2 protein-coding genes are annotated in these 1576 nt (G+C 65.7%); both read right to left on the minus strand.

Annotated elements, in window-relative coordinates; translation table 11 throughout:
- Positions 1-20: 20 nt before the first annotated feature.
- Entirely contained in the window at positions 21-350 is a 330-nt protein-coding gene (gene hspQ / locus ACIPIA_RS15940) for a heat shock protein HspQ (protein ID WP_400510950.1), read from the minus strand.
- Between the two features lie 113 nt (positions 351-463).
- A complete protein-coding gene (locus tag ACIPIA_RS15945; RefSeq protein WP_400510951.1) occupies positions 464-1513 on the minus strand; it encodes an HpcH/HpaI aldolase/citrate lyase family protein in 1050 nt (349 codons plus the stop codon).
- Positions 1514-1576 lie beyond the last annotated feature (63 nt).

Consider the following 1576-nt stretch of genomic DNA (forward strand, 5'->3'; position numbering starts at 1 on the left):
CCCGCGCGAAGGGGGTGGCTTCAGTTCAGCTCGGTGCGGTCGATGCGGTACTGGCCCTTCCGGTCGCGGCGGAAGAATTCCTTCGCGCGGGGATGGCGCACCGGCGTGCCTGAATCGTCGCTGACGAGGTTCTGCTCGGAGACATAGGCGACGTATTCCGTCTCCTCGTTCTCGGCGAAGAGGTGGTAGAAGGGCTGGTCCTTCGACGGACGCATGTTTTCCGGGATCGCCTCCCACCACTCATCGGTGTTGGAGAAGACCGGGTCGACGTCGAAGATCACGCCGCGGAACGGGTACACGCGGTGCTTGACCACCTGCCCGATCCGGAACTTGGCAGAACGCGCTTCCATGACTGATCCATACTGAGCCGGCTGATGCGCCGCCGGCTTACGTTCTTGCCGCCCTTGCAAGAGCAATGCGTCGCAAATGCGTCGAAATCAATCGATCACGCCGTGTTGTCCCATCACATTCCGTAACGTTGCGCGAGATCGGGGTCGCGCGCCGCGACCTGTCTTGCCAGGTCGACGATCACCTTTGCCTGCTTCCAGGTGGCGTCATCCTGCATCTTGCCATCGATCATCACCGCGCCGGAGCCGTCCGGCATCGCCTCCAGGATACGCCGGGCGAAGGCGACCTCCGCGGGGTCGGGGCTGAACACGCGCTTGGCGATGCCGATCTGCGAGGGGTGCAGCGTCCAGGCGCCGGCGCAGCCGAGCAGGAAGGCATTGCGGAACTGCGCCTCGCAAGCGTCCGCGTCGGCGAAATCGCCGAATGGTCCATAGAAGGGTTTGATCCCGGCCGCAGCGCAGGCGTCGACCATCCTGGCGAGCGTGTAATGCCAGAGATCCTGCTGTGCGACGGCGCGCGGTCCGCCATCGGGGGAGGGGTCGGCGATCACCTTGTACTCGGGATGCCCGCCGCCGACCCGCGTGGTCTTCATGGCGCGCGAGGCGGCGAGGTCGGCCGGGCCGAGGCTCATGCCGTGCATGCGCGGCGAAGCGGTCGCGATCGCGTCGACATTCTTCACGCCCTCGGCCGTCTCGAGGATCGCGTGGATCAGGATCGGCTTCGGCAGGGCGTGGCGCGCCTCGAACTGGGCCAGCAATTGGTCGACATAGTGGATATCCCACGGCCCCTCCACCTTCGGCACCATCACCACGTCGAGCTTGCTGCCGATCTCGGCCATGATCGCGGTGATGTCGTCGAGGAACCAGGGTGAGTTCAGCGCATTGACGCGGGTCCACAGGCCGGTCTTGCCGAAGTCGACGGCCTTGCCCATGGCGATGAAGCCGTCGCGCGCGGCCTGCTTGGCCTCGACGGGGATCGCGTCCTCCAGATTGCCGAGCACGATGTCGACCTGGCCGGCGAGCTCGCCGACCTTGGCCCTGACCTTCTCCAGATGCGGCGGCACGAAATGGATCATGCGCTCCAGCTTGAGCGGCAGCTCGCGACAGGGCTCCGGAGCGCCGATCGCGAGAGGGCGAAAGAACTGGCGCGGCGTCTTCGTCGTCATCTGCGGCTCCGTGCTGCAATGCAGCGAATGTGGAGCAGCCCACCGGGGACGTCCATGGTTCTT

Source organism: Allobosea sp. CER48, from assembly GCF_044752385.1.
In the GTDB taxonomy this organism is placed as follows: domain Bacteria; phylum Pseudomonadota; class Alphaproteobacteria; order Rhizobiales; family Beijerinckiaceae; genus Allobosea.

What these genes read in the sequence shown, in the direction of transcription:
- hspQ (WP_400510950.1), bottom strand. Translation starts at nt 350, where the DNA reads ATGGAAGCGCGTTCTGCCAAGTTCCGGATCGGGCAGGTGGTCAAGCAC.
- ACIPIA_RS15945 (WP_400510951.1), bottom strand. Translation starts at nt 1,513, where the DNA reads ATGACGACGAAGACGCCGCGCCAGTTCTTTCGCCCTCTCGCGATCGGC.